15 protein-coding genes are annotated in these 24,663 nt (G+C 68.4%); 12 read left to right on the forward strand and 3 right to left on the reverse strand.

What is annotated here, in order from left to right; genetic code table 11:
• Positions 1–7: 7 nt before the first annotated feature.
• Together ACEN9O_RS09960 and ACEN9O_RS09965 are read left to right on the forward strand one after the other, a co-directional pair.
• Positions 8–844, forward strand: a complete 837-nt coding sequence (locus ACEN9O_RS09960; protein WP_495617395.1) for an alpha/beta fold hydrolase — start codon at positions 8–10, stop codon at positions 842–844.
• Positions 841–1,668 carry a helix-turn-helix domain-containing protein gene (locus tag ACEN9O_RS09965; protein WP_495617396.1) on the forward strand — a complete coding sequence of 276 codons (828 nt, stop codon included), beginning with the start codon at positions 841–843 and terminating at the stop codon, positions 1,666–1,668. Before ACEN9O_RS09960 ends, ACEN9O_RS09965 begins: the two co-directional genes overlap by 4 nt.
• Here the strand turns inward: ACEN9O_RS09965 and ACEN9O_RS09970 are convergent.
• The gene (locus tag ACEN9O_RS09970; RefSeq protein WP_495617397.1) at positions 1,665–2,498 is read right to left on the reverse strand and encodes a substrate-binding periplasmic protein; all 834 of its coding nucleotides are present in this window, start codon (positions 2,496–2,498) and stop codon (positions 1,665–1,667) included. The genes ACEN9O_RS09965 and ACEN9O_RS09970 overlap by 4 nt on opposite strands.
• Before the next feature lie 122 nt (positions 2,499–2,620).
• Between ACEN9O_RS09970 and dinB the strand changes: the two genes are divergently transcribed.
• From dinB to ACEN9O_RS09990, 4 genes are all read left to right on the forward strand, one after another.
• Positions 2,621–3,772 carry a DNA polymerase IV gene (gene dinB / locus ACEN9O_RS09975; protein ID WP_495617398.1) on the forward strand — a complete coding sequence of 384 codons (1,152 nt, stop codon included), beginning with the start codon at positions 2,621–2,623 and terminating at the stop codon, positions 3,770–3,772.
• A 91-nt stretch (positions 3,773–3,863) separates the two neighbouring features.
• A complete protein-coding gene (locus tag ACEN9O_RS09980; protein ID WP_495617399.1) occupies positions 3,864–4,760 on the forward strand; it encodes a recombination-associated protein RdgC in 897 nt (298 codons plus the stop codon).
• 172 nt (positions 4,761–4,932) lie between these two features.
• Positions 4,933–12,705 (forward strand): SPM autocatalytic domain-containing protein, encoded by a 7,773-nt coding sequence (locus ACEN9O_RS09985; RefSeq protein WP_495617400.1) that lies wholly within the window; start codon positions 4,933–4,935, stop codon positions 12,703–12,705.
• 108 nt (positions 12,706–12,813) lie between these two features.
• Entirely contained in the window at positions 12,814–15,129 is a 2,316-nt protein-coding gene (locus tag ACEN9O_RS09990; protein WP_495617401.1) for a hypothetical protein, read from the forward strand.
• Positions 15,130–15,218: 89 nt separating this feature from the next.
• Here the strand turns inward: ACEN9O_RS09990 and ACEN9O_RS09995 are convergent, their stop codons facing one another.
• Positions 15,219–15,704, reverse strand: coding sequence for an asparaginase domain-containing protein (locus ACEN9O_RS09995; RefSeq protein ID WP_495617402.1), 486 nt, complete (start codon positions 15,702–15,704; stop codon positions 15,219–15,221).
• 140 nt (positions 15,705–15,844) lie between these two features.
• On the opposite strand from ACEN9O_RS09995, the gene ACEN9O_RS10000 reads away from it, so the two are divergent.
• Complete coding sequence (locus ACEN9O_RS10000) at positions 15,845–16,612, forward strand: L-asparaginase (RefSeq protein WP_495617403.1); 768 nt, start codon at positions 15,845–15,847, stop codon at positions 16,610–16,612.
• 59 nt (positions 16,613–16,671) lie between these two features.
• Here ACEN9O_RS10000 and ACEN9O_RS10005 read toward each other — a convergent pair whose 3' ends face one another.
• Positions 16,672–17,688: a D-2-hydroxyacid dehydrogenase family protein gene (locus ACEN9O_RS10005; protein ID WP_495617404.1), complete on the reverse strand. Its 1,017-nt coding sequence runs from the start codon at positions 17,686–17,688 to the stop codon at positions 16,672–16,674.
• A 282-nt stretch (positions 17,689–17,970) separates the two neighbouring features.
• Between ACEN9O_RS10005 and ACEN9O_RS10010 the strand changes: the two genes are divergently transcribed.
• The 5 genes from ACEN9O_RS10010 (at position 17,971) to ACEN9O_RS10030 (ending at position 24,637) form a co-directional block, all read left to right on the forward strand.
• Positions 17,971–19,839, forward strand: coding sequence for a phosphoenolpyruvate carboxykinase (GTP) (locus tag ACEN9O_RS10010; RefSeq protein ID WP_495617405.1), 1,869 nt, complete (start codon positions 17,971–17,973; stop codon positions 19,837–19,839).
• Between the two features lie 145 nt (positions 19,840–19,984).
• A complete protein-coding gene (locus ACEN9O_RS10015) occupies positions 19,985–21,232 on the forward strand; it encodes a dipeptidase (RefSeq protein ID WP_495617406.1) in 1,248 nt (415 codons plus the stop codon).
• Positions 21,233–21,270: 38 nt separating this feature from the next.
• Entirely contained in the window at positions 21,271–21,888 is a 618-nt protein-coding gene (locus ACEN9O_RS10020) for a TetR/AcrR family transcriptional regulator (protein WP_495617407.1), read from the forward strand.
• A gap of 191 nt (positions 21,889–22,079) precedes the next feature.
• Positions 22,080–22,700, forward strand: a complete 621-nt coding sequence (locus tag ACEN9O_RS10025) for an HAD hydrolase-like protein (protein WP_495617408.1) — start codon at positions 22,080–22,082, stop codon at positions 22,698–22,700.
• A gap of 125 nt (positions 22,701–22,825) precedes the next feature.
• Positions 22,826–24,637: a DUF885 domain-containing protein gene (locus tag ACEN9O_RS10030; RefSeq protein ID WP_495617409.1), complete on the forward strand. Its 1,812-nt coding sequence runs from the start codon at positions 22,826–22,828 to the stop codon at positions 24,635–24,637.
• Positions 24,638–24,663: the final 26 nt, after the last annotated feature.

The raw sequence follows: 24,663 nt of genomic DNA on the forward strand, positions 1-24,663 counted from the left end.
GATCATCATGCCTGCACTGAGCGCACCCGGCTTCATCCGCACCGACAATGGCGTCGACCTGTTCTACCGTGACTGGGGCGACGGCGCGCCGGTGCTGTTCGTGGCCGGCTGGTCGCTGCCGTCGGACATGTGGCAGTACCAGATGCTGGCGCTGTCGCAGCGCGGCCTGCGCTGCATCGCCTTCGACCGGCGCGGCCACGGCCGCTCCAGCGATCCGGGGCGCGGCTACGATTTCGACACGCTGGCCGACGACCTGGCCGCCGTCATCGACGCGCTGGACCTGCGCCGCGTGACCCTGGTTGGCCACTCGATGGGCTGCAACGAAATCGTCCGCTACCTGAGCCGGCACGGCAGCGCCCGCGTGGCCCGGGTCGCGCTGCTGGGCACGATGACGCCGATGATCACCCAGGACGACAGCAACCCGCACGGCATCGACCCGGCCCTGCTGGACTACTTCCGCAACCAGCAGCTGGCGCGCGACTTCCCGCAGTGGGTGGACGACAACCTGCCGCCGTTCCTCACGCCCGACACCTCGCCGGCGATCGCCAACTGGCTGCGGCAGCTGGCGCTGGGCGCCTCGCTGCAGGCGCTGACGGAATGCAACCGCGCGCTGGACGGCGCCGACTTCCGCCCGGAGCTGCCGCGCATCGACCGCCCGGTGCTGCTGATCGCCGGCGATGCCGACGTCAGCGCGCCGTTCGAGCTGACCGCCGCACCAAGCGCCGCGCTGATACCGGACGTGCGCCTGCACCGCTACGAAGGCGCACCGCACGGCATGTTCGTCACGCATCTGGAGCGCGTCAACGCCGACCTGCTGGACTTCCTCGACGTGGCGCCGGCATGAACGGCGCAAGCGATTATTTCAGCGACTTCGCCACCGCGCTGAAGTACTGGCGCGGCAAGCGCGGCTACAGCCAGCTGCGCCTGTCGACCGAGAGCGAGATCTCGCAGCGCCACATCAGCTTCCTGGAAAGCGGCCGCTCGCAGCCCAGCAAGGACTTGATACTGAAGCTGGGCATGGTGCTGGAAATCCCGCTGCGGCAGCGCAACGTCATGCTGCTGTCGGCCGGCTTCGCGCCCGCCTACCAGGAGCGCAAGCTGTCCGATCCCGAGCTGGGCGCGGTGCGGCGGGCGCTGGACTTCATGCTGGCGCAGCAGGCGCCATATCCGGCGCTGGTGGTGGACCGGCTGTGGAACCTGGCGCTGGCCAACGGCCCGGCGGCCGGCATGATGCGCTGGCTGCTGGGCATGCCGGACGACGCGGCCATTCCCACCGACGGCTCGGTCAACGTGCTCAAGCTGATGCTGGACCCGAACGGTGTGCGCCAGTACCTGCACAACTGGCAGGAGGTCAGCGCCGACCTGCTGCACTGGATACAGCGCGAAGCCATGAGCGACGGCCCCGGCAGCGAAGCGACTTCGTTGCTGGGCGAATTGCTGGCGCTGCCCGGCATGTCCGCGGCGGGCCAGGCGTCGCCCAACCTGGACCGTCGCGCCCTGCCCTTCCTGCCGGTGACGCTGCGCAAGGACGGCGTCGAACTGAACCTGTTCACCACCATCGCCACGCTGGGCACGCCGCACGACGTCACCGTGCACGAGCTGAGGATCGAATCGTTCTTCCCGGCCGACGAGGCCAGCGCGGCGTGGTTCCGCGCGCGCCACTGCTAGTCGGCCGGCATGGCGTCCAGGATGTCGCGCACGCCGCCGGCGAAGATCTGGCTGGTGATGTCGGCGTCCAGGTAACGCAGGTAGATCTGCTGCACCGTGCCGTCGCCGACGATGGTGCGCAGCGCCTCGGTGTAGCGCCGCCGCTGCGCCGCCGGCACCTGCTTCGACACGTAGATGCCCACCATCGCGCGCGGCGATTCGGCGAAGGTGGTGGCGCGCATCTTGCCCAGCAGGTGGAACTGGCGCTGGTTCAGCACGTGGATGGCCGGCGGCGCCAGCGTGCCGTCGGCGCGGCCGGCCAGGATCTTGCGGAACACCACGCCGTAGTCGTTGACATATTCCAGCCGGCCCAGCTTTTGCAGCCGGTCCATCTGCGCTTGCGTCGCGGGCGAATACGCGATGCTGCGCGCCACGTTCAGGCGCGCCGTGCTGCGTTCGACGAAATCGGCCAGGCTGCGGAACTCGCCGGCGCTCTGGTTGAGCAGCACCAGTTCGAACTGGGAATAAGTGTAGGGCAGCCATACGCCGTGGAGGTCGCGCTCGGCGTTGCGCAGCGCGGCGCCGGTCACGTCCAGCTTGCCGCTGAAGAATTGCGCGTACACCCGGCCGTGCGGATACCATGCCAGCTGGAAGGCGCAGCCGCTGCGCCGATGTATTTCGTCCAGCAGGTCGACCGTGATGCCGCGGATGGCGGAGCCGTCGCGGTAGGACGCGTAGCCGAGGTCGCTGAGGCCGACGCTGGCCGGCGGGCAGGCGTCCTGCGCCGCCCTTGCGGCCGGGGCGGCGGACAGCAACATGCTCAGCAATGCGAGGGTCAGGCGCTTGGTCATGGTGGCCGGAGGAAGCGGGCGTGGCCTCCAGTGTAACCCCGGCGGCGGCAAATGGGGCGGGGTCTTGCGGACTGCGGCGTTTCCGTGAATACTGTATATATTCACAGTAATCTTTCCGCATCATGGTTGACGACCAGCGCCGCATTGCCCACCTCGACATGGACGCGTTTTACGCGTCCGTCGAGCTGTTGCGCTATCCCGAACTGCGCGGCCTGCCGGTGGTCATCGGCGGCGGCCGCGACGCCCAGCCGGTGCCGCAGGCGGACGGCACGCACACCTTCGCCCGCCTGCGCGACTATGTGGGACGCGGCGTCATCACCACCGCCACCTACGAGGCGCGCGCGCTCGGGGTCGGCTCGGCGATGGGCATGATGAAGGCGGCCAAGCTGGCGCCGGACGCCATCCTGTTGCCGGTCAACTTCGACGCCTACCGCCATTGCTCGCGGCTGTTCAAGAACGCCGTGGCCGCCATCGCGCCGGATTTCGAAGACCGCGGCATCGATGAAATCTATATCGACCTGACCCATGTCGAAGGCGAAACGCGCGCGCTGGCGCAGCGCATCAAGCAGGCCGTGCGCGACGCCACCGGGCTGTCGTGCTCGATCGGCATCACGCCCAACAAGCTGCTGTCGAAGATCTGCTCGGACCTGGAAAAGCCCGACGGCCTGACCATCCTCGGCTACGACGACATCCCGGCGCGCATCTGGCCGCTGGGCGTGCGCAAGATCAACGGCATCGGCCCCAAGGCCACCGAGAAGCTGGCGGCGCTGGGCATCGAGACCATCGGCCAGCTGGCGGCGGCCGACGCCGGCCTGCTGCAAGACCATTTCGGCGCGCATTACGCGGCCTGGCTGGCCGAGGCTTCGCACGGCATCGACCGCCGCGAAATCTCCACCAGTTCCGAGAGCAAGTCGATCAGCCGCGAAACCACCTTCGAGCGCGACCTGCACGCGCGCCAGGACCGCGACACCTTGTCCGGCATCCTGACCCAGCTGTGCGCGCGGCTGGCGGACGACCTCAAGCGCAAGGGCTACGTCAGCCGCACCATCAGCATCAAACTGCGCTTCGACGATTTCCAGATCGTCAGCCGCAACGTCACCCTGCCGCAGCCGGTGGCCGACACCACCGGCATCCTGCACGCCGCGCGCGAGTGCCTGAAGCGGGTGCCGCTGCAACGCCGCTTGCGCCTGCTGGGCGTGCGCGCCAGCACGCTGGAGCCGCCCGGCTCGGGCCCGCAACCCGTGTTGCCCCGGCAAGGCGAATTGTTCGCCTAGCGCTGCAACACTCGGCAACAGATTCGGTCCGGCGCCGCCATCACCGTGTAAAATGGCGCTCCCCTGGCATTACTGAAACAAGGCTCAACACATGTGGTTCAAGAATCTACAGATTTATCGTCTGCCGGCCCCTTGGGCCTACACCCCCGAACAACTCGAAGCGGCACTGGCCTCCCACTCCTTCGTTCCGGCAAGCAGCAATGAGCTGCTGCGCCAGGGTTGGGACACGCCCCGCCCGAACGGCGGCCTGGTGCACGTCGTCAACAAGCAGATGCTGATCCTGCTGGGCACCGAGAAGAAGCTGCTGCCGAACACCGTCATCAACCAGGTCGCCAAGGCGCGCGCCGCTGAAATGGAAGAGGCCCAGGGCTTCGCTCCGGGCAAGAAGGCGATGAAGGAACTCAAGGAGCGCGTGGCCGACGAGCTGCTGCCGCGCGCCTTCTCGATCCGCAGCAACGTCTGGACCTGGATCGATCCGGTCAACGGCTGGCTGGTGGTCGACGCGGCCAGCCCGGCCAAGGCCGATGAAGTGATCAAGCTGCTGCTCAAGGCGGTCGACAAGCTGCCGCTGGAAAGCCTGCGCGTGCAGCGCTCGCCGGTAGGCGTGATGACCGAATGGCTGCAGGCGGACGACGCGCCGGCCGGCTTCACGGTCGACATGGACACCGAGCTGCGCGCCACCGGCGAGAGCAAGGCCGCCGTGCGCTACGTGCGCCACACGCTGGAGGCCGACGAGGTACGCCGCCACATCGCGGCCGGCAAGCAGTGCACCCGCCTGGCCATGACCTGGGACAGCAAGATCTCCTTCGTGCTGACCGAATCGCTGGCGATCAAGGGCATCAAGCCGCTGGACGTCATCGCCGAAAAGGAATCCAGTACCAAGAACGACGACGAACGCTTCGACGGCGATTTCATGCTCATGACCGGCGAGCTGGCCAAGCTGATGGCCGACGTGGTCGAGGCCCTGGGCGGCGAAGCCAAGGCTTGATCGCGCAGCAACAAAGCTCTTGTCTGTTGGTTAAAAATGCCGCAAAGTCTTTGATTTTGCGGCATTTTTCATGTAATTCTTGATAAAAAACCGGGAAAATAATTTCGTTGCACTGTGGAAATTAGCGCGATTTCTGCTATAGTGAAAGATGTTATCAAATTAGGAACTCGTGATGAGCACCCTCGTCCCTATCCTTAGCACTTCCCAGATCGCCAACGTCCTGACCACCCAGGATGTGTTGGCGTTTACAAGTGAGGATATTGCGGCGTTGAGCACGCTCCAGGTGCCGGCCCTGCGCACCGATCACGTGTCCGTCATGAGCAGCTACCAGCTGTCCTTCCTGGCCAGCGCCAATGTCGGCGTGCTGACCACGCAGGACCTGGCCGCCATCAAGGCCGCCACGCTGAACGCCGTCGGCGCGCTGCCGTCCGGCTTCATGGGGGCGCTGGGCAGCGCGCAGATCGTGGCCTTGACCACTGCCCAGGTGGCGGCGCTGGGCACCCGGGCCTTCACCAACCTGAGCACCGAGGCCATCGCCGCGTTTGAAACGGCCGACCTGATGGCCTTGAGCACGGCCAATATCGCCAGCCTGTCGTCCGATCAGGTGGCCCTGATGAGCAGTGCGCAATTGAGCGCGCTGAGCACGCGCCAGCTGGCGACCTTTACCGCCGACGAAATCCTGGCCGTCGGCACGCGCGGCATCGCCGCGTTGGGCACGCAGGCCATCGCCGCGCTGAGCACGGCGCAAGTGCGCGCCCTGAGCACGCAGCAGGCCGCGGCGCTGAGCACCGCGCAAGCCGCCGTGCTCAGCGGCGCACAGCTGAACTCCCTGTCCAGCGACGCGGTCGCCGCGCTGGAAACGGCCGACGTCGCCGCGCTGAAAGCGGCCGCCGTCGCCGCCATGGCCACCAGCCAGCTGGCGCTGTTGACCAGCAGCCAGCTGGGCGCCATGACCACCGCCGCATTCGCCGCGCTCAACAGCGCCCAGATCGGCGCACTGTCCACCGGCGCCCTGGCTGGTTTGCCGGGCGCCGACCTGGCGGCCCTGAATCCGGCCGTCGTGCCGCAGCTGGGCGCCGCCTTGTTGGCCGCGCTGGGCACGGCGCAAATCAATGCCCTCGGCAGCCGCCAGATCGCCATGCTGAGCAGTGCGCAGGTCGCGGCGCTGAGCAGCACCCAGATCCAGGCCCTCGGCTCGGCGCAGATCGGGGCGCTGGGTTCGCGCCAGGTGGCTGGTTTGTCGACCGACGACGTGGCTGCCATCGGCAGCGCCGGCCTCAAGGCCTTGAGCGTGGCGGCGGTCGGGGCGTTCAATTCGGCCCAGCTGGCGCAGCTGGGCGCTAGCGGCAACCTGATCGGTTTGCTGGGCACGGCCCAGCTGGCCGCCGTGCTGCCGGCCGTGCTGGCCGGCCTGGGCACGGCCCAGGTGGCGGCGCTGTCGACCTCCCAGGCCGCCATCCTGAGCAGCGCGCAGCTGAACGCGCTGTCGCTGACGCAGCTGGCCGCGCTGGAAACGGCCGACCTGGCGGCGCTGAAGACTGCCTCGATTACCGGCCTGAGCACGCAGCAGATGGCGGCGCTGAGCAGCACCCAGCTGGGCGCGTTCACCACCGCGGAATTCGCCGCGCTGAACAGCAGGCAGCTGGCGGCGCTGTCCAGCGCTTCGATCGCCGGCTTGCCGGGCGTCGACTTGGCCGCGCTCAATCCCGACGCGCTGGCCTTGCTGACACCGTCGCTGCTGGCTTCGCTGAACAGCGCACAGCTGGGCGCGCTTGGCTCGCGCCACTACGCGGTGATGGGCAGCGCCCAGATCGCCGCGTTGAGCAGCACGCAACTGCAATCGCTGTCGACCCTGCAGATCGGCGCGCTGGGTTCGCGCCAGATGCTGGGCCTGTCGCCGGCCGACCTGGCCGCGCTCGGCAGCGCCGCGCTGAAGGCGCTGAGCACCGCCGCGCTGGCCGCGCTGAGTTCGGCGCAACTGGCGGAACTGGGCGACGCCGCCGGCGGCAACCTGTTCGGTCAGCTCACCAGCGCCCAGATCGCTGCGCTGCGCACCGCCGCGCTGGCCGGCCTGAGCACGGCACAGGTGGTGGCGCTGAGCACGGCGCAGGCCGCCATCCTCAGCAGTGCCCAGGTCGCCGCGCTGTCGCTGGCGCAACTGGCGGCGCTGGAAACGGCGGACCTCGCCGCGCTGCGCACCAATGTGATCGCCGCGCTGACCACCGCCCAGTCCGGGGCGCTGAGCAGCGCGCAAGTGACGGCCCTGAGCACCGCCCAGATCGGTGTCCTGGGCAGCCGGCAGCTCAACGCGCTGAGCAGCGACGGCCTGGCCGGACTGGAAGGCGAGGACTTCGCCGCGCTGGCCACCAACGCCATCGCCGGCCTGGCCTCGGCCAGCGTCGGCGCCCTGAGCACGACCCAGCTGGCCGGCCTCGGCACGCGCCAGGTGGCGGCGTTGAGCAGCGCTCAGCTGGCCGCGCTGAGCACCGCCCAGGTGCACGGCCTGACCTCGGCGCAGGTAGGCGCGCTGAGCTCGCAGCAAGCGGGCAGCTTGTCGACCGCCGACATCGCGGCGCTCGGCTCGGCCACCGTGGCGTCGCTGCGCACGGCCGCGATCGCCGCGCTCAATGCCGACCAGCTGGCCGCGTTGGGCCAGGTGCAGCTGTTGACCACCGCCCAGATCGTCGCGCTGCGCAGTGCCGCGCTGGCCGGCCTGACCACTGCCGAGACCGCGGCGCTGACGGCCACCCAGGCGGCCGCGCTGGGCAGCGGCCAGTTGCGCGCGCTGAGCACGCAGGCGATCGCCGCCATGGACCCGCTGGACCTGGCCGCGCTGCGCACCGCCGCCATCCCCGGCCTGAGCTCGGCCCAGGTGGCCGCGCTGTCGAGCAGCCAGCTGGCCGCGCTGACCATGGCGCAATTCCTGACCCTGAACGCGTCGCAGCTGTCGGCGCTGTCGTCCGACACCATCGCCGGCTTCGCCAGCGCCAACATGGCCGCCTTCAGCACCGCCAATATCGCGGCACTGAGCGCGTCCGCGGTCGGCAACCTGAGCCTGCTGCAATTGTCCAGCCTGTCCTCGCAGCAGTTTGCCGTGCTGTCCAGCACCCAGCTGGCGGCGCTGCACACGGCGCAGGTCGCCAGCCTGGGCGTGCCGCAGATCCTGGGCCTGAGCTCGCGCAACATCGCCGGCCTGTCGAGCGCCGACGTGGCCGCCCTGAACGCCGTTGCCACCCGCAGCCTGAGCACCTCGGCCCTGGCCGCGCTGAGCGCCGACCAGCTGGCCGCGCTGGCCAACGATCCGTCCGGCAGCCTGTTCGGCACCCTGGGCACGGCGCAGGTCGCCGCGCTGCGCACCCTCGGCCTGGCCGGCCTGAGCACCAGTCAGGTGGTGGCGCTGAGCACCGCGCAAGCCGCCGTGCTCAGCAGCAGCCAGCTGGCCGCGTTCTCCATCAATGACATCGCCGCGCTGGAAACGGCGGACCTGGCCGCGCTCAGGACCAACGCCCTGACCGGCCTGGGCACCCAGCAAGTGGCTGCGCTCAACAGCGACCAGGTGACGGCGCTGACCAGCGCCCAGGTCGCCGCGCTCAACAGCGCCCAGGTGGTGGCGCTGTCGACCTCGGCCCTGGCCGGCTTGCAGACCAACGATGTCGGCGCGCTGGCCACGGCGGTGATCGCCGCCTTGCCGGTCAGCGTGCTGCTGAGGCTGAGCAGCGCCCAGGTCGCGGCGCTGGGCACGCGCCAGATCGCCGCGCTCGGCACCGACCAGCTGACCGGCCTGAGCACGTCGCAACTGGCCGCGCTGACGTCGGCGCAGCTGGGCGCCTTCGGCTCGATCCAGATCGGCGCGCTGTCGCCGAGCGCCATCGATGCGCTCGACCCGGCCGCCATGGCCGGCCTGAAAGTGGCCGCGCTGGCCGCGCTGAGCTCGGACCAGCTGGTCCAGCTGGGCAACGACGCCGCCGGCGCCAGCCATATCGACCTGCTGTCCACGCTGCAGATCGCCGCCCTGCGCAGCACCGCCATCGGCGGCCTGAGCACGCGCCAGGTCGCCGCCCTGAGCACGGCCCAAGCGGCCGCGCTGAGCAGCGCCCAGCTGGCCGCGCTTGGCACCGGCGACATCGCCGCCCTGGTGGCGGTGGATGTGGCGGCCCTGCGCGCGGCCGCGCTGAGCGGCCTGTCGACCGACCAGATGCGGGCGCTGACCGCCGCCCAGCTGGCCGCGCTGACCACCCAGCAGATGGCTGCCCTGAGCAGCGCGCAACTGGGCGCCCTGTCCAGCGCCACGCTGGCGGGCTTGTCGACCGCCAACCTGGCGGCGCTGACCACCGCCGCCATCAGCGCCCTGACCACGCGGGTGATCTCGCAACTGGCGTCCTCGCAGCTGGCGGCCTTGAAATCGCAGCAGCTGATGGCGCTGGGCAGCGACCAGGTCGCCGCGCTCGACGCCCAGCAAATCCTGGCCTTCAGCTCGGCGCAGCTGGGCGCGTTCGGCTCGCGCCAGATCGCCGGCCTGAGCATCATCGACCTGGCCGCGCTTGACAGCCGCACGCTGCCGGGCCTGAGCACGGCCGCCATCGCCGCGCTCAGCTCGGCGCAACTGGCCGCCCTTGGCGGCGGCCTCGCCAGCGCCCAGTTCGCCTCGCTGCGCAGCGCGCAGATCGCGGCGCTCAGCACCGCCGCCTTGCCGGGACTGGGCAGCGCGCAGCTGATCGCCATGAGCACCGCCGAGGCGGCCGCGTTCGGCAGCGCGCAGATCGCCGCCTTCAGCACGGCGCAGGTGGCCGCGCTGCAGGGCGCCGACCTGGCCGCGCTGAAGACCGCGGCCATCGCCGCGCTCAGTTCCGCGCAGCTGGCCGTGCTGGGCACCGACACCGCCGGCGTCAGCCATATCGATGTGCTGACCACGGCCCAGATCGTTTCCTTGCGCAGCGCCGCGCTGGCCGGCCTGGACACGCGCCAGATTGTCGCGCTGAACACGGCGCAGGCGGCGGCCTTGCTGAGCCAGCAGGTGGCCGCGTTGTCGAGCCAGCAGATCGCCACGCTCGAGACGGCCGACCTGGCCGCGCTCAGGCTGACCGCCATCGCCGGCCTGAGCAGCACCCAGCTGGCGGCGCTGGGCAGCGCCCAGCTGGGCGCGTTGACCAGCGCGCAGTTCGGCGTGCTGAGCAGCACGCAGATCGGCGCCCTGAGCAGCCAGATGGTGGTCGGCCTGTCCACCGCCAACCTGGTCGCCCTGAGCCAGCAAGCGGTGGCCGGTCTGAACCTGTCGCTGCTGGCCAACCTGTCGCAAACCCAGCTCAACAGCCTGAGCACGCGCCAGATGACGGCGCTGCGCAGCCAGCAGATCGCCGCCCTCGGCAGCGACCAGCTGGCCGGCTTGACGCTGGCGCAGACCGGCGCGCTGGGCACGCTGCAGATGGCCGGCCTGTCGACCTCGGATATGGTCGCGCTCGACACCGCGCATTTGTCCGCCCTCGGCACGGCGGCAATCGCCGGCCTGCGCTCGGAGCAGATGGCGGTGCTGGGGGTGGCGCCGAACGGCTCGCCCTCGTACGTCGACGCGCTGACCACGGCCCAGGTGGCGGCCTTCAGTACCGCCGCCCTGCAGGGCTGGACCGCGGTGCAGGCGCTGGCCCTGAGCACCAGGCAGGTCGCGGTGCTGAGCAGCGCGCAGCTGGCGGCGCTGACGCCGGCGGTGCTGTCGGTCATGTCGATACAGGAAATCGCGGCGCTGCGCACCAGCGCCATCGCCGGCATCCGCACGGCCCAGGCGGCCGCGCTGACGAGCTTGCAGCTGGCGGCCCTGACCACCGCCCAGGCGGCCGTGCTGAACAGCGCCCAGGTGGCGGCCCTGAGCACGGTCGCGTTGTCGGGCCTGGGAAGCGCCGACCTCGGCGCCTTGAGCACCGCTGCGCTGGGCGGCCTGTCGGGCGCCACGTTCGGCGGCCTGAGCTCGTCGCAACTGGCCGGCCTGACGTCGGCCCAGGTGGTGTCGCTGCGCAGCGCCCAGCTCGACGCGCTGGGCACGCAACAGATTTACGGCTTGAGCTCGATGCAGGTCCATGCGCTGAGCTCGCAACAGCTGGCGCGCCTGTCGCTGGCCGACGTGGCCGCCATCAGCACCGCCAGCCTGGCCGCCCTGAGCACGTCGGCGCTGGCCGGGCTGACGTCGGCGCAAATGGCGGTGCTTGGCGCCGATCCGCTGGGCAGCGCGGCGCAGCTGATCTCCGCGCTGGGCACGGAGCAGATCGCCGCCCTGCGCACCGGCGCCCTGGTGGGCCTGACCACGGCCCAGGTGGCGGCCCTGACCACGGCCCAGGCCGCGACGCTGGGCAGCGCCCAGCTGGCCGCCCTGCAGCTGACGGTGCTGGCGGCGATGGAAACGGCGGACGTGGCGGCACTGAAGACCTCGGCCATCGCCGGCCTGCGGACGCAGCAGGTGCAAGCCCTGACCAACACCGAGCTGGCGGCGCTGGGCAGCGCCCAGGTGGCCGCGCTCAGCAGCAACCAGCTGGTCGCCCTGAGCGCCGGCCAGGTGCCGGCGCTGGGCACGGAAGACGTGGCCGCGATCAATCCGCTGCTGCTGAACGCCGCCGCGCGCGACGGCAACCTGCTGTCGGCGATGGGCACGGCCCAGCTGCACGCCCTGACCACGGCGCAGTTCGCCGCGCTGAGTTCGGCGGCGGTGGTGCAGATCCCGGCGCTGGCGCTGGCGGCCATCGCAACGGCCCAACTCGCGGCGCTGGGCACGGCCGCGATCCGCGCGCTGCATGACGACCAGCTGCTGGCGCTGGGCACCGACCAGATCGCCGCGCTCAGCCTGGCGCAAGTGGCCGCGCTGCTGCCGAGCGCTTCCAGCTCCAGCCAGTTCACCGCGGCGCAGATGGTGGCGCTGTCCTCGGCCCAGCTGGGGGCGATGAGCACCGCGCTGATCGCCGATTTGACGCCGGCCAATCTGAGCGCCATCGAAACGCGCGACATCGCCGGCCTGGGCACGCGCCAGATCGTGGTGTTGTCGACGACGCAGATGCAGGCGATGCTGGCGGGCCAGCTGTCGGCGCTGAGCACGACCCAGACCCACGCGCTCTCGCTGGCCCAGTACAACGCCCTGAGCGTCGATCCGTTCGCCGTCTTCAGCGCGGCCCAGCTGGCCGCCATGCCGTTCACCACGCCGCTGGTGCTGGACCTGGACGGCAACGGCATCCGCACGCTGGGGCTGGAGGCGGGCGTCAAGTTCGACCTGGCGGCCAGCGGCGCGCAGCGCGCCACCGGCTGGGTCGGCTCGGGCGACGGCCTGCTGGCGCTGGACCGCAACCACAACGGCAGCATCGACGACGGCAGCGAACTGTTCGGTTCGGCCACCCGGCTGGCCGCCGGCGGCACGGCCGCCAACGGCTACCAGGCGCTGGCCGAACTGGACAGCAACCACGACGGCATGGTCAGCGCGGCCGACGCCGGCTACCAGGACTTGCGCGTGTGGGTCGACGCCAACGCCGACGGCGTCAGCCAGGCCGGCGAGCTGAAGACACTGGCCGAACTGTACATCACCAGCCTGAACCTGGATGTGCAGCGCGGCGGCGCCGTCGATCACGGCAACATCATCGGCCTGACGTCGAGCTACACCAGCGACGACGGCCAGCAGCACGCGGCCGCCGACGTCTGGTTCAGGCAGGGCTTGAGCGCCCAGGTCAGCGGCATGGCGCAAGCCTTGTCCGCGTTCGACGCCGGCGCGCAGCAGGCGCCGCGCGGCGCGCTGGACTTCGACGGCGGCCAGCCGGCCGGGGCCCTGGCGGCCAATACGGCGCACCTGGCCGATGTGCTGCAACAGTTCCACGACCTCGGCCGCAACGCCGGGGGCGCACAGGCGGACAGCGATACCTTGCGTCTGAAAGCCTTGCAGACCGCCGCAGGCCATGGCCTGCTGGCGATGCCCAAGTAGCCGGCCGGAGCGCTCGTCAAAAAACCGTCAGCCCGAACGTGCCCCAGAGCGCGTCCGCGCTGACGGTTTTTTTTAGTGCACGCCGCCGCTTCATCAAAAGGAAATGCCATGAGCTTCGACAGCAGCCTGACCCCGCAGCAGTTTGCCGCCGGCGGCACCGGTCTGATCAGCCGCCTCGGCACCGCCGACATGGCCCACCTGGGCGTGGAGTACCTGGCGGCGATGACCACGGCGCAGGCCAGCAGCCTGAGCGCGCCGCAGCTGGCGGCGCTGCCGACGGCCAGCGTCGGCGCCCTGCTGCCGGAGGACTTCGCGGCCTTGCGCACCTACGCGCTGAACCAGGTGTCGCAATCGAGCGCCTTCATGGCGGCGCTGACGCCGGAGCAATTGGCGGCGCTGACGGTGGCGCAGGCTGGATTGCTCAGTGCGAAGGGCTTCCGTGGCCTGTCGCCCGAGGCGCTGGCGGCCATGGGCACCAGGCAGGTCAGCGCGCTGGCGGTGGCGCTGATCGGGCGGCTGCAACCGGAGCAGGTGCATGCGCTGGGCACGGGCCAGATCGCCGCGCTCAAGGCCAGCCAGGTGGCGGCGCTGCCGCCGCTGCGCCGCGAGGGCGAGGACATGTTCAGCGCCGCGCAGATCGCGGCCTTTTCCGCCCTGCAGATCGGGGCGCTGGGCACGGCGCTGTTGAAGCAGCTCAGCGCCACCGAGCTGGCGGCGTTGGCGACGGCCGATGTCGCGGCGCTGGCCACGCGCCAGATCGGCGTGCTGAGCGTGGCGCAGCTGATGGCGCTGAGCACGGACCAGCTGCACGCGCTGCAGGGCCGCCAGGCGGCCGCGCTGGGCAGCGGCCAGATCCAGGCGCTCGATGCCGAGCGCATCCCTGCGCTGAGCACGGCCTTCATCGGCGGGCTGGGCACGGCGCAGATCCATGCCTTGCAGACGGACCAGCTGCACGCGCTGGGCAGCGCCCAGCTGGGCTCGCTGACCGCGCGCCAGTTCGCCGCGCTCTCGACCGACGCCATCATGGCGCTGGACCGGGCCGGCCTGGGCGCGCTGCGGGCGGCCGTGATGGCGGCCTTGAGCCCGGCCCAGCTGGCCGCGCTGGACGCCGGCGGCGACGGCGATTTCAGCCAGTTCTCGATCGCGCAGGTGGCGGCCCTGGGCAGCGCCGCCCTGTCCGGCCTGACGGCGCGGCAAGCGTCGCAGCTGACCAGCGCCCAGGCCGCCGCGCTGAGCGCATCCCAGCTGGGCGGCTTGTCGACGCAGGTCATCAGCGTGCTGGACGGCCGCGAGCTGGCGGCCTTGAAAGCCAGCGCCATCGCCGGCCTGACGACGCGCCAGATCGCCGCGCTGAACGGTGAGCAATGGGCCGCGCTGAGCACGGCGCAGGTGGCCATGCTGTCGAGCCGCCAGCTCAACGCGCTGGGCAGCGACATGGTGGCGCAGATGCGGACGGCCGACATCGCCGCGCTGCGGGTCGGCGCCATCGCGGGCCTGCGCACCGACCAGTTGCAAGCCATGAGCAGCGACCAGGTCAACGCGCTGTCCTCCGGCCAGGCGTCCATGCTGAGCAGCGCCCAGTTCGCCGCGCTGTCGGCCGACGTGGTGGCGAACATGAAGCTGAGCGACCTGGCGGCGCTGAGCACCGCGGTGATCGCGAGCCTGGCGTCGGCCACGCTGGCGGCGCTGGGCAGCCGCCAGATCGGTGCGCTGACCGGGCGCCAGGCGGCGGCGCTGGCGGCGTCGCAGTTGCGCGGCCTGGGCGGCGACGGCCTGGCCGCGCTGAGCACGGCGGCCATCGGCGGCCTGAGCACGGCCACCATCGCCCAGCTGCTGCCGGAGCAGTTGCAGGCCCTCGGCACCCGGCAGATCGCCGCCCTGTCGCAGCGCCAGATCGCGGCGCTACCGGCCGCCCATGCGGACGGCGCCGATGTGCTGACCACGGCCCAGATGGTGGCGCTGACGTCGGGCCAGGTGGCGGCGTTGAGCAAGCCGCTGCTGGCGGCCCTGGGGGCGGACGACCTGGCGGCAATCGAGACGCGCGACCTGCGGGGCTTGAGCGCCACGCAGCTGGCGGTGCTGTCGACCACGCAGATCGGCGCGCTGACGAGGGCGCAGGCGCTGGTGTTGACGAGCGCGCAGATGGCCGGCCTGAGCACGGCGCAGATGGCGGCGCTGGCGGCGGTCAGGCTGCCGTCTCTGGCGGCGCAGGGCGGCCAGTCGCTGCGGAGCAAGGTGGGCGGCATGGTGGAGGCGCTGGCGGCCTTCGGCGAGGCTGGCCAGCCGGTGGTGGCGGAGCGGATGTCGCTGACGATGCCGGGCGGACTGAAGGAGGCGGCCGGCATGCTGGCCGCGCCGGATGGCTTGCGATGGGCTACCCTGTTGCCGGAGACGAAGGACTTGCTGGCGCCGCCGCGCAAGTAAGCCCGTCATTCCCGCGCAGGCGGGAATCCATAGAACGCCACCAGGGTTGGCTCAGTATGGATTCCCGCCTGCGCGGGAATGACAGCGGGTTACAGCGGCTGGAACACGCCGGCAGCCTTGTTCTTCTGCACGTTGTCCCAAGCGAAGATCTTGCCGTTCATGGCCACGTACACGCCCGGCGGCAGGGTCTGCGCCACGCCGGCGGCGAAGCCCAGGTTGAACATCGCGTCGGAATTGGCGATCTCGTAGGGAATCATGGCGCCGGTCAGCACGATGGTCTGGCCCAGATTGGCCGGCCCCAGCACGGCGGCGGTCTGCGGCATGGTGTCGGTGCCGTGGATGATGACGATCGCCTTCTCGCTGGCGGCGCGGCACGCGGCCAGGATGCGCTCGCGGTCGGCGTCCACCATGTCCAGCGAATCCATCAGCGGCAACTGTTCCAGCGCCACGTCCACCGTCAGGCGGCAGCGCGCCAGCAAGGCCGGCACGTGGCTGTCGGCGAAGCCCAGGGTGCCGTTCAGCTCGTTGTAGTGTTTGTCGAAGGTGCCGCCGGTGGCGAGGATGCGCAGGGTCATGATGAAAGCTCAGGCAGATTAAAATGATCTGCATCATAACCCAAACCGCTACCGCCCAAGAACGCAAAAAAGAGTCCGTCGGCGGGCTGGAAACTTGGGCATACTATGTCTACACTGGTTTCTTTGTTCGTTTCGATACCATGAAAGCGCTTGCTCCCGGAACTGTCATTTTTCATCGCCATCGCGGCTACGGCGTCATCACGTCGGTCAATTTGCTGACCGGCTGGATCTCGGCCCGTTTCGGCAGCGAGGCGAGGACGCTGGACTTGAACCTGTCCACCGACGAGGTGCAGTTCGCCGACGGCGAAGCCATCCTGTTCCGCCGCGCGCCGCCCGACCGCATGCCGCACGCGCGCCTGATGGCGCTGGTGCGCGCGCTGCACCAGGCCGGCTATCAGCGGCTCTACCTGTATTCCTGGCCCAAGCCGTCCGGCCTGCACTGGCGCTGGCACCTGTTCACCGGCCAGCGCGACTGGATGCAGCGCTCGTGGCGCGAGGGCTGGTATGGCTCGGGCGCCGACTACAACGTCAATCCGGTGATGGGCTGGGGCGACACGCCGGGCGCCACCACCGAGGAGCTGATCCACGCGCTGGCGCGCTTCGACCCGCAGGGGCTGGCGCAGGCGCTGGGCCGCGACGAGGACCACGCGGCCTGGTTCGCCGGCGTGTGCGATGCGCTGCTGCCGGGCTATATGTACAGCCTGGACATGCAGCGTCCCGACGGCGGCCCGCTGATCGACATGCCGCCGGTGCCGGTGGTGCCGGTGCGCGCCACGCTGCCGCCGTATGCCGGGCCGGACATCCCCTGGCCGCCCGGCTGGGCCGGCCTGTGGAGCAAGGTGCACGCCATGCCCGCGCCGCGCATCAACCTGACCGGCCTGCCGGAAATCCCCGAGCAGACGGATTGACCCCCACCGCGTCATTTCCGCGCAGGCGGGAATCGATGCTGAGCCGGCCGGCTAGCGTTCTATGGATTCCCGCCTGCGCGGGAATGACGATGCCGGGCGTAGTCCGGGTTGTTGATCTTGTCGCAGCTGCCGGCGGCGAAATCGACGATGTTCTGGAACGCGTGGCGGAAATACAGCTCGTAGCTATCCTGCTCCACATAGCCCAGGTGCGGCGTGGCCAGCACGGTCGGCATGCGCAGCAGCGGGCTGTCGGCGCCCAGCGGCTCGGATTCGAACACGTCCAGCGCGGCGTGGCCCGGGCGCCCCTTGGGCAGCGCCTGCTCCAGCGCTTCCGGCTGCACCAGCTCGGCGCGGCTGGTGTTGACGAACAGCGCGGTCGGCTTCATGCGCGCCAGGTCGCCGGCGGTGACGATGCCGCGCGTGTCCGGGTGCAGCCGCAGGTGCAGGCTCAGCACGTCCGCCTGCTCGAACAGCGCCTCGCGCGTGGCCGCCGCCGCGTGGCCGTCGGCGACCGCCTTGTCGCGGCTGGCCTGGCTGCCCCACACCAGCACCTGCATGCCGAAGGCGCGGCCGTAGCCGGCGATCATCTGGCCGATCTTGCCGTAACCCCAGATGCCCAGCGTGCGGCCCTTGAGCACCACGCCCAGCCCGTTCAGCTGCGGATTGATGGACGCGGTCTGCCACAGCCCATCCTTCAGGTTGGACGCGTACGGCACGATCTTGCGCGCCGCCGCCATGATCAGCGCCCAGGTCAGCTCGGCCGGCGCGGTCGGCGAACCGACGCCCTCGGCAATCGCGATGCCCAGCTCGGTGGCGGCTTCCACGTCGACATGGCCGGCCAGCTTGCCGGTCTGCGAAATCAGCTTGAGGTTGGGCAGCTTGGCCAGCAAGGCGCGGTTGAGCGCGGTGCGTTCGCGGATCAGTACCAGGGCATCGAAAGGGGCCAGCCGGATCGCCAGCTGGCCCAGTCCGCGGGTCGTATTGTTGAACACTTTAACCTCGTGTCCGCGCAATAAATCGAAGCAGGCCAGGGTGGCCGTGGCATTCTGGTAATCGTCGAGAATCGCAATTTTCATGGGAGATAACCGATCTTATAAGGAATTTCGTAGGGAAATAACGGCTTGCAAAAGAACCTGAATAGCTTACTACTTTAGTCAACCAATTCTCCTACATTTTTGACTGGAACAGCTATTGACGGGTGTACAATCGCCTCAAAAATAAGGCCTGTCGATCATGAATCCGGGCCGCGCAAGACCGCCGTGACCCCGCCGACCCATTTCGAATGGGCCTCTGAGCGCAAGCCAAAAGCTGACGACGATCCTGCCGCACGCAGAATTTTAATTAGCATTGGAGGTAGTATGAATCAACCCGTCATGGGTGGCGTTGCAGCACTGCTCAACGTCCCAGCTTACATCAAGCAGCAAAAGTTGATCAACTGGGTGGCTGAAATCGCCGCCCTGACCAAGCCGGCACGCATTTACTGGTGCGACGGTACACAGGAAGAGTACGACCGCCTGTGCGCCGAGATGGTAGCCGCCGGCACCATGACAAAGCTGAACCAGGAAAAACGTCCGAACTCCTACCTGGCCTGCTCCGACCCGACCGACGTCGCGCGCGTCGAAGACCGCACCTTCATCTGCTCCAACACCAAGGAAGAAGCCGGCCCGACCAACAACTGGATGGCGCCGTCGGAAATGCGCGCCACCCTGAACCCGCTGTTTGACGGCTGCATGGCCGGCCGCACGATGTATGTGGTGCCGTTCTCGATGGGCCCGCTGGGCTCGCCGATCGCCCACATCGGCGTGGAACTGTCGGACTCGCCATACGTGGCGGTCAATATGCGCATCATGACCCGCATGGGCAAGGCCGTGTACGACGTGCTGGGCACCGACGGCGAGTTCGTGCCGTGCGTGCACACCGTCGGCGCGCCGCTGACCGCCGGCCAGAAGGATGTGGCCTGGCCGTGCAACGCCACCAAATACATCGTGCACTTCCCTGAGACCCGCGAAATCTGGTCCTACGGTTCGGGCTACGGCGGCAACGCGCTGCTGGGCAAGAAGTGCTTCGCGCTGCGCATCGCCTCCAACATGGGCCACCAGGCCGCCGCCGTTGACGGCAAGGGCTGGCTGGCGGAACACATGCTGATCCTCGGCGTCGAATCGCCGGAAGGCAAGAAGCACTATGTCGCGGCGGCCTTCCCTTCGGCCTGCGGCAAGACCAACTTCGCCATGCTGATCCCGCCGGCCAGCTTCGACGGCTGGAAAGTCACCACCATCGGCGACGACATCGCCTGGATCAAGCCGGGCGCCGACGGCCGCCTGTACGCGATCAACCCGGAAGCCGGCTACTTCGGCGTGGCGCCGGGCACCAACACCCGCACCAACTCGAACTGCATGGCATCGCTGGGTTCGGACACCATCTTCACCAACGTCGCCCTGACCGACGACGGCGACATCTGGTGGGAAGGCCTGACCAAGGAAGCGCCGTCGCACCTGATCGACTGGCAGGGCAAGGACTGGACGCCGGCCTCCGGCACCAAGGCCGCCCACCCGAACGCCCGCTTCACCGTGGCCGCCACCCAGAACCCGGTGATCGATCCGGCCTGGGACGATCCTGCCGGTGTGCCGATCTCGGCCTTCATCTTCGGCGGCCGCCGCTCGACCACCGTGCCGCTGGTGACCGAGGCGCGCAACTGGGTTGAGGGCGTCTACATGGCCGCGACCATGGGCTCGGAAACCACCGCCGCCGCCGCCGGCCAGATGGGCGTGGTGCGCCGCGACCCGTTCGCGATGCTGCCGTTCATGGGCTACAACATGAGCGACTACTTCCAGCACTGGCTGAACATGGGCGAGCAGCTGGGCAAGGTCAACGCCGCCGCGCTGCCGAAGATCTATTGCGTCAACTGGTTCCGCACCGACGACCAGGGCCACTTCGTCTGGCCTGGCTTCGGCGACAATATGCGCGTGCTGAAGTGGATGCTGGAACGTATCGACGGCACGGCCGGCGGCGTCGAAAACATCTTCGGCACCACCCCGCGCTTCGGCGACCTGAAGTGGGACGGCATCCCGTTCTCGCCGGAAGAATTCGAGACCATCACGTCGATCGACAAGGACGCCTGGCGCGAAGAACTGAAACTGCACGATGAACTGTTCGCCAAACTGGCCTACCATCTGCCGACCGAACTGACCGCCGTCAAGGCTGAGTTGGAGAAGCGCCTGGCACGATAAGCCGGCCTGGAGGAGACCGAAAAAACCCCCGTGTGTGCTTGCGACGCTCAAGATCGTCGCAATGCCACACGGGGATTTTTTTTACGCATCGCCGGCGTGCTAGTATCGGCCGCTGCCGTTTTCCCTTTCCATGATTGGATACTTCATGTCGCGTCTCTCAGTCCTATTGCTTACCTTTGCCTTTGCCCTGCCTTTTGCCGCCGCTGCGCCCGACGATGCGGCGCTGACCCACGCGCGGGCGCTGCTGAAATCAAGCATCCTGCTGGACGGCCATAACGACCTGCCCTGGACCATCCGCGAAGACCCGAAGGCGCCGATGGATATCGATGCCTACGACTTGCGCAAGACCACCAGCGGTGACACCGACCTGGCCCGCCTTAAGCAAGGCCAGCTGCGTGCGCAGTTCTGGTCGGTCTTCGTGCCGGGCGAGACCAGGGAAGGTTACGCCAAAGTGCAGCTGGAGCAGTTGGACCTCGCCAGGCGCATGATCGCCAGATACCCGGAGGCGATGGAGCTGGCGCTGTCGGCGGCGGATGTGCGCCGCATCGCCGCGCGGGGCAGGCTCGCCTCGCTGCTGGGCATGGAGGGCGGCCACGTGCTGGAAAACTCGCTGGGCGCATTGCGCGCCTACTACAGCCTGGGCGCGCGCTACATGACGCTGACCCACAACGTGACGCTGGACTGGGCCGATGCCGCGCTGGACGCGCCGCGCCACCACGGCCTCACCCCGTTCGGCAAGGAAGTGGTGCGGGAAATGAATCGCCTCGGCATGCTGGTCGATATCAGCCACGTCTCGCCCGAGGTCATGCGCGACGTGCTCGACACCAGCGCCGCTCCGGTGATTTTCTCGCACAGCTCGGCGTTCGCGCTGGTCGCCCATCCGCGCAACGTGCCGGATGCGATTCTGCAGCGCGTGACCGCCAACGGCGGTGTGGTGATGGTCACGTTCGTGCCGCCGTTTGTGAACCGCGACGCCATGGCCTGGGGCGACGGACTTGAGAAACTGAGCAAGGGGATCGCCGGCGACGCCGAGCTCAAGCAGATAGAAGACGCCTATACCAAGGAGCACGGCGCGTCGCCCAAGGCCACGCTGAAGGATGTGGCCGACCATATCGATTACGTCGCCAGGGTCGCTGGCCATGACCATGTGGGCATCGCCAGCGATTTCTATGGCGGCGCCACGCCGGTGGGCCTGGAAGACGTGTCCAAATATCCCGACCTGTTCGCCGAGTTGATCCGTCGCGGCTGGAGCGACGCCGACCTGAAAAAACTGGCCGGTGAAAACATGCTGCGCACCTTCGAGCAGGCCGAGCGCGTGGCCCGGCGGCTGCAGGCGCAGCGTCCGCCCAGCACGGCCACCATTGCCACCCTGGACGGCAAGAAGGAAAAATAAAGCTGGATATTTCGCACAGGTGTGCTAAAGTTCGACCCATGGACACCCTGACCGCAAAAAGCGAGGCGACCTTCGCCACCATCATCGACGCCGCGCTGGACATGGCGGCGGCCGAGGGCATCGGCAAGCTGTCGCTGGGCGAGCTGGCCAAGCGCACCGGCATCAGCAAGAGCGGGGTGTTCTCCCGCGTCGGCTCGCTGGAGACCTTGCAGGCCGCCGTGCTCGACGAATACGACCGCCGCTTTTCGCAGGAAGTGTTCCTGCCGGCGCTGCAACAGCCCAAGGGCTTGCCGCGCCTGATCGCCCTGGTCGGCAACTGGTCGCGCCGCGCCTGCGACGAGGGCCTGAACAACGCCTGCCTGTACAGCGCCGGCGCCTTCGAGTTCGACGACCAGCACGGCCCGCTGCGCGACCGCCTGCAACAAGGCGTGACGGCCTGGCGCGCCTCGCTGCGCAAGACCATCCTGCAGGCGATGGAGCTGGGCCACCTGCGGCCCGACACCGACGCCGGCCAGCTGGTCTACGAAATCTACAGCCTGATCGTGGGGCTGATGCACGACACCCGTTTCCTGCGCGACGAGCAGGCCAGGCGCCACATGCAGCGCGCCTTCAGCCGCTTGATCTCGACCTACAAAAGCTTCAACGACCTGGAATAAACCCGGCCGCAGCCTGTCTGCGGTTTTCTTGAAACTAATTTCGCACACGTGTGCGAAAAAGGAGCATGTGATGGCCGCACTGTTGATGTTGATCCCCATCGGACTATACTTTGCCTACCGCAGCCCGCTGTGGTGCGTGCTGCGCTCGCTACCGAGCTGCAACGAGGATTTCGTTTTATTCTGAGGAACGCTTGAACCGCAAACTGATCATCTTCGATTTCGACGGCACCCTGGCCGACACCATGCCGGTGTTCGTCGACGTGTTCGACCAGGCCGCCGACAAATACGGCTTCAAGCGCATGGACCGCAGCCGCCATCAGGCGCTGCGCCAGCTCGACGCGCGCCAGATGATGGCGCTGCACGAGATCCCGCTGTGGAAGGTGCCGGCCATCGCCACCTTCATGCGCTCGACCATGGGGCGCAGCGTGGCCGACATCCGCCTGTTCGACGGCATGGCCGACGCGCTGCGCGCGCTGAAGGCGCGCGGCGTGATCCTGGCCGTGGTCAGCTCCAACTCGCGCAGCAACGTGGTCGACGTGCTGGGCCCGGAGCTGGCCTGCCTGTTCAGCCACTTCGAATGCGGCGCCTCGCTGTTCGGCAAGCTGCCGAAGATCCGCAAGGTGCTGGCCGCCACCGGCGTCGCGCGCGAGCACACCATGCTGGTCGGCGACGAGATCCGCGACGCCAAGGTCTCGGCCGAAGCCGGCATCGACTTCGGCGCCGTGGCCTGGGGCTTCAACACCGTCGAGACGCTGATGGCGGAGAACCCCAGCCGGGTGTTCCGCGCCGCCGGCGACCTGCTGCAGCCCTGATTTCGCCCGTCGCGGCAAAATGCGTTTCATGCCCTTGTTTTAACATTCCAGCGCAATTCATGCGCGCTGCGGCGGGCGCCGGCCTACAGTGCATGCTCAACATTTTTCCTGATAGGCCTCTAGACATGACAACTGCAACTACCCGTATCGGCGTCGCCAGCGCCCTGTTGTTTTCCCTGATCCTGGGCGTGGCCCATGCCGATACCCCGGCACCCGACCTGGCAGCCCGCCGCGAGGCGCTGAACTCCCTGATCAAGGAACAGTGGGAATACACGATGCGCTTCAGCCCGGAATGGGCATCGCTGCTGGGCGACAAGCGCTACAACGACAAGTGGTCCGACTTCTCGCAGGCCGGCATCGAGGCCGACCTCAAGGCGACCGCCGACTTCCTCAAGCGCTTCGAAGCGATCGACACCTCCGGCTTCCCGCTGCAGGAGCAGCTGAATCGCGAACTGATGGTGCGCCAGCTGCGCCAGAGCGTCGAAGGCGGCCGCTTCAAGGAATGGGAGATGCCGCTGGCGCAGAACTCCGGCATCCACATCGATGCGCCGCAGCTGGTCTCGGCGCTGCCGTTCGAGACCGTCAAGGACTACGAGGACTACATCGTCCGCCTGCACAGTCTGCCGAAACTGTTTGACGAGACCCGCGTGCAGATGGACAAGGGCGTGCATGACAAGCTGATGCCGCCGAAATTCCTGATCCCGAAAATCGTCAAGCAGTGCGAGGACGTGGCGGCCATGAAGCCGGCCGATTCGCCGTTCGCCGAGCCGCTGAAAAAATTCCCGAAGGAGTTCTCGGACGCCGACAAGGCGCGCCTGAGCAAGGAAGTGCTGGCGGCGGTGCAGAAGGATGTGATCCCGGCCTACAGGAAGCTGGCGGTCTATACCAAGACCAAGTACGCGCCGTATGGCCGCATGGACGTTGGCATGTGGTCGCTGCCGGATGGCGCGGCGCGCTACTCGTACAAGGCCAAGTCCTCGACCACCACCGACATGTCGCCGGAAGCGATCCATCAACTAGGCTTGTCTGAGGTCAAGCGCATCGAAGGGCAGATGCTGGCGACCGCGCAAAAGCTGGGCTACAAGGACCTGAAGAGCTTCAACAAGGCGGTCTCCGCCAAGCCAGAGCTGCATCCGAAATCGCGCCAGGAAATCGTCGACCTGTACCAGAAATATACGGACCAGATGTACACCCAGCTGTCGCAGCAGTTCGGCGTGTTGCCGAAGGGTAAAGTGGAAATCAAGCCGGTCGAGGAATTCCGCGAGAAGGGCGCGTCCGCCGCCGCCTACATGCCAGGTTCGCCGGACGGCAAGCGCGCCGGCCGCGTGATGGTCAACACCGGCGACTTCGCGCACCGCTCGACCATCGACATCGAAACCACGGCGCTGCACGAAGGCGTGCCGGGCCATCACATGCAGCTGACCATCGCGCAGGAGATCGAGGGCTTGCCGACTTTCCGCCAGCAGGGCAACTACACCGCCTACGCCGAGGGCTGGGCGCTGTACTCGGAACGGCTGGGCGAGGAGCTGGGCTTCTACAAGGACCCGTACAGCTACTACGGCCACCTGCAGGATGAGATGCTGCGCGCGATCCGCCTGGTGGTGGACACCGGCCTGCATTACAAGAAGTGGAACCGCCAACAGGTGGTGGACTTCTTCCACGACCATTCGGGCATCGAGGAAGTGGAAGTGCAGAGCGAGACCGACCGCTACATCGTGTGGCCGGGCCAGGCGCTGGGCTACAAGATCGGCCAGCTGAAGATCCTTGAGCTGCGCGACTACGCTCGTAAGGAGCTGGGTAGCGGCTTCGACATCCGCAGCTTCCACGACCAGGTGCTGGGCGCGGGCGCGCTGCCGATGGATGTGCTGGAATCGCACATCAAGGACTGGGTCGGCGCCGAGAAGCTGAAGCAGACCCGCGTCACCGCTGCGCAATAAGCGTCCGCGAACCGCAGGCGTACAAC

Source organism: Duganella sp. Dugasp78, from assembly GCF_059491455.1.

What these genes read in the sequence shown, in the direction of transcription:
- ACEN9O_RS10020 (WP_495617407.1), top strand. Translation starts at nt 21,271, where the DNA reads ATGGACACCCTGACCGCAAAAAGCGAGGCGACCTTCGCCACCATCATC.
- dinB (WP_495617398.1), top strand. Translation starts at nt 2,621, where the DNA reads ATGGTTGACGACCAGCGCCGCATTGCCCACCTCGACATGGACGCGTTT.
- ACEN9O_RS09980 (WP_495617399.1), top strand. Translation starts at nt 3,864, where the DNA reads ATGTGGTTCAAGAATCTACAGATTTATCGTCTGCCGGCCCCTTGGGCC.
- ACEN9O_RS09985 (WP_495617400.1), top strand. Translation starts at nt 4,933, where the DNA reads ATGAGCACCCTCGTCCCTATCCTTAGCACTTCCCAGATCGCCAACGTC.
- ACEN9O_RS09990 (WP_495617401.1), top strand. Translation starts at nt 12,814, where the DNA reads ATGAGCTTCGACAGCAGCCTGACCCCGCAGCAGTTTGCCGCCGGCGGC.
- ACEN9O_RS10000 (WP_495617403.1), top strand. Translation starts at nt 15,845, where the DNA reads ATGAAAGCGCTTGCTCCCGGAACTGTCATTTTTCATCGCCATCGCGGC.
- ACEN9O_RS09960 (WP_495617395.1), top strand. Translation starts at nt 8, where the DNA reads ATGCCTGCACTGAGCGCACCCGGCTTCATCCGCACCGACAATGGCGTC.
- ACEN9O_RS10010 (WP_495617405.1), top strand. Translation starts at nt 17,971, where the DNA reads ATGAATCAACCCGTCATGGGTGGCGTTGCAGCACTGCTCAACGTCCCA.
- ACEN9O_RS10005 (WP_495617404.1), bottom strand. Translation starts at nt 17,688, where the DNA reads ATGAAAATTGCGATTCTCGACGATTACCAGAATGCCACGGCCACCCTG.
- ACEN9O_RS10015 (WP_495617406.1), top strand. Translation starts at nt 19,985, where the DNA reads ATGTCGCGTCTCTCAGTCCTATTGCTTACCTTTGCCTTTGCCCTGCCT.
- ACEN9O_RS10030 (WP_495617409.1), top strand. Translation starts at nt 22,826, where the DNA reads ATGACAACTGCAACTACCCGTATCGGCGTCGCCAGCGCCCTGTTGTTT.
- ACEN9O_RS09995 (WP_495617402.1), bottom strand. Translation starts at nt 15,704, where the DNA reads ATGACCCTGCGCATCCTCGCCACCGGCGGCACCTTCGACAAACACTAC.
- ACEN9O_RS09970 (WP_495617397.1), bottom strand. Translation starts at nt 2,498, where the DNA reads ATGACCAAGCGCCTGACCCTCGCATTGCTGAGCATGTTGCTGTCCGCC.
- ACEN9O_RS09965 (WP_495617396.1), top strand. Translation starts at nt 841, where the DNA reads ATGAACGGCGCAAGCGATTATTTCAGCGACTTCGCCACCGCGCTGAAG.